The organism is Vibrio sp. M260121 (assembly GCF_036533715.1).
Taxonomy (GTDB): Bacteria; Pseudomonadota; Gammaproteobacteria; order Enterobacterales; family Vibrionaceae; genus Vibrio.
Genome location: NZ_JATABF010000091.1, coordinates 1 through 3265, shown reverse-complemented (window position 1 = coordinate 3265; position 3265 = coordinate 1). Strand labels below are relative to the sequence as shown.

The window sequence follows — 3265 nt, the reverse complement described above, 5'->3', positions numbered from 1 at the left end:
TTGACACGCTCAATTACATCATTCATTCTTTACTCCGTATTCTTTCCAAATTGCTGTTGTATTACTCGGGTCATATCATCATTGAAGTAGTCATCATCAGCATCCCAAGACGCGTCATGACCAACGGCGCGTTTTGTTTTTTCTCCCATATCGAAATCACTAAAGTCATCAAGTGTTCTAGGCATATTTGGCACCATCTTCGTGATACCAGGCACAGGTCCACCGATGTCTGTTTTCTCGTGCTCTTTTGGTGCAAGCGCTTCGGCAAGGTCATCAATGGTTTTTGTGATCATGACTGAGGCGACGTTTTCAACGCGTTCAACTTCACTCTCTTCCATCAGGCGCTTACGTCGTGGTGCGCTCAAATCATTAACTGCCACATCACCATAAAGCGGAATTTTCCCGATAAAACGACCTTCTTCTGAATAAGCCAGTACGTACTGGGTTAAGTCGTAAGGATTGAATCGCAACATGACCTTTGAACCTACGTGTTCAAAGAGAAGTGGTGAGCGATAGCGGTTCGTTTCGTGGTTGGAATAATCGCCAGCATTGAGGTCAACCAAGCCACCATCGTGAACCTTTACCGCTTTGCGAGTTCGCAATAAACAAAGCGCAAGCTGCTCTTGTGTTGGTTTAGGGATGACTGATTGCTCATAGCTACGTGTAAACACCTGCGCGTAACTAAGCTTCTGGCTTTTAGCCATTTCAGTGCGGCGACCTTCCTCATGATTCCAGCGATAAATCCACGCATCGAGATGCTCTAGGAATACGTCGTAATCCACGGCGTTGCTTTCGCTGTAGTTCGCTGGCTTGTCGTCAATATTTGCACCCGTGTAAGCCTTGTCAAAAATAGGCTCACGCTCAAATTGACCAAAACCGCCTTTAGAGTGCCAAAGTCGCTCGATAGGGTTTGCACGAGAGTTACCTTTTGAACCTTCGTTGTCATCGTAACGACGGATCCAGTTAACGCTTGAACCCATAGCTGTTAGCGCACCTTCAATCTCATAAGCATCAAACTTCTTGTGCACTAGCTTTCCGCTGCCGTTACGCTTAGGTCGAGACATGCGGCCCGTCATTGCTTCGCCCAGTAATACACTGCCTCGGTCAAAGATGTACCCTGATGGCGTGCCGTAAGTGCTCGTCATGTTATAAACCGCCAACCCCAGCATTTCTGTGTTTTCGCTAATATCAACGCTGTAGCCAACAATCATGGAGCTATACACATCAATGAATGCCCAAATAACAGGTCGGAATACCTTGCCATTTCGCTTACAGAACACGCGACATTTGTGACCATCTCCAGCCACGACCTGCATTGCGTGCAAACCTTTACGAGAGCGACGCTGAGCCGGAATAACTGTTTGTTGGAACTCGGCAAGGCCAAAACGCTTGAGCAAAACGAGTTCTTTTGGAACTTCACGCTTAATGCGATTTTTGAAGGTAGCGATACATGGCAGCTCCCAACCGCGTGCGTCAGCAATACGACTCAAACGGCGATATACCTCCGTGAACGTACCGGACTTCATCTCTGGACGAAGATAATCAGCTTTGAACAATTCCCAAGCTTCATCTGGCATGTCAGCAGTGCGAGTCGCACCACCTCGACCATCAAGTAAAGATGGAAGCCAGTCATTTTTTTGAATGCGATTCGTACGCAGACCAGGAGAGATGTAGAACCAACGATGAATGCGACCAAAAGACGAACCTGATTCTTCGGCAACTTTACGCATCGCCTCTCTTAGGTTCACTCCATCGTCCACATAGGTACGAACGCGAACACATAATTCATGCGCAGCCGTGGCTCTCTCTTTTTGCTTATCTGTAGCAAGGTCGTACTCATACCAAAGCTCTGCGCTAGACATTTCACGAGCTTCGACAGATTGCGATTTGTCCGCTTCTTCTTTAGCAATTTGCTGCATCAAAGCCATGCGAGTTTCTACTGGTAGGCAGTCGATGTGGTATTCCGTTGGCTTCTTACCGCGAGCTCCTTTTTCTCGATAAGCGCGCTCACGTTTTTGATCGTCATTAGCCCACTTATTCAAAAGGATTCGGATATTGCGAATATCTGAGGGCATACCAACAACACCAATAAGCTCCTTGGCAGTAAGGTACATCACGCAACCTCCTGATAACGGCTAGGCCAGATATCTTGAGGCTCCATACCGAGTGCTTTTGCGATCACTTTCTCCCCTTTAGGCCAAGGACGACGGAGTGCATTAGCCAAGGTTCCTTTGCTCCAACCTGCTTCAACGGACAAGTCTTGAACGGTTAAGCCTTTTTTGTGAAGTGCAGCGACAATGTCAATTCGATGCATGTCTGCAATTGGCGTCATAGTGACCTCCTCATTAAGGTTTGATACTATTCGCTGATTACTAACGCTAGTAATCAGCAAAGCTTATTCATATAAATAATCAACGTGAGTAAGTGTTGATCAATATTTGAAACGATGCAAGTTATATTTGAAACGTTTTTATGCGATCCCAATTAAATTTTGTTGATTTTGACGCCAACTAAGAAGAAAGGTATTAGAAAACAATGAGTTATAAAAAAGCGGATCATGATTTAAAAATCGAACGACGCGATCCCAATTTCGAAGAAAAAAAGGGATCTATTACTGAGCGATTAAATAGCCTACTTAAGGGGAGAAGCTTAAGAGCGGCAGCTAAAGACTGGGACATTCCCTTATCAACAGTTACAGCTTATGTATCTAAGGGTTCAACACCATCCGCAGACAAAGCGTACCAAATAGCAAACATCGAAAACGTTACAGTTGAGTGGTTAGTTACCGGGAATGAACCATCCAGACAGCAAACGAAAAACCTCGAATCTTTCTTCAAGTTTGTAAAAGTCCCTAAATATGGAGTGTTAGCATCGGCTGGTGGAGGCACATACATTGAAGAAGAAAGCATTGAAGAGTACTTTCCATTTAGTGATGAATACTTGAAACGCAATAGGCTCTCTCACGCCGAACTGCTTATTGTTGAGGCCAAAGGAGACTCTATGGCCCCCTACATTGAGAGTGGTGACGATCTATTATTAAAGCGCGTAGAATTCAATGCTGATAAGGTTTTGAGCGGAGTTCATGTCATCAGCATTGACGGGCAGTTAAGAGTAAAACGTCTTGAATATAGCATTCAGAGAAGCGGCTATCGCATCATTAGTGACAACCCCGAATACCCTGAAGAGTTCATAGACCACGAGGAACTCATGCAAGACCGCATGCGCGTAATTGGTGAAGTGGTAATGGTAATGGGAAGACCCAGCC

General features: G+C 45.4%; 3 protein-coding genes. 1 reads left to right on the top strand and 2 read right to left on the bottom strand.

The window, feature by feature from the left end; translation table 11 throughout:
- Positions 1 to 29 precede the first annotated feature (29 nt).
- On the bottom strand, positions 30 to 2114 hold the full coding sequence (locus tag QTO06_RS25105; protein ID WP_331410310.1) for a transposase domain-containing protein: 2085 nt from the start codon (positions 2112 to 2114) through the stop codon (positions 30 to 32).
- A complete protein-coding gene (locus QTO06_RS25100) occupies positions 2114 to 2332 on the bottom strand; it encodes a helix-turn-helix domain-containing protein (protein WP_042770649.1) in 219 nt (72 codons plus the stop codon). Before QTO06_RS25100 ends, QTO06_RS25105 begins: the two co-directional genes overlap by 1 nt.
- 203 nt (positions 2333 to 2535) lie before the next feature.
- Here QTO06_RS25100 and QTO06_RS25095 point away from each other — a divergent pair.
- Positions 2536 to 3265: LexA family transcriptional regulator (locus QTO06_RS25095; protein ID WP_331410309.1), on the top strand; the 730-nt coding region annotated here is incomplete at its 3' end.

Coding starts and splice junctions, on each gene's coding strand:
- QTO06_RS25100 (WP_042770649.1), bottom strand. CDS start 2,332: ATGACGCCAATTGCAGACATGCATCGAATTGACATTGTCGCTGCACTT.
- QTO06_RS25105 (WP_331410310.1), bottom strand. CDS start 2,114: ATGTACCTTACTGCCAAGGAGCTTATTGGTGTTGTTGGTATGCCCTCA.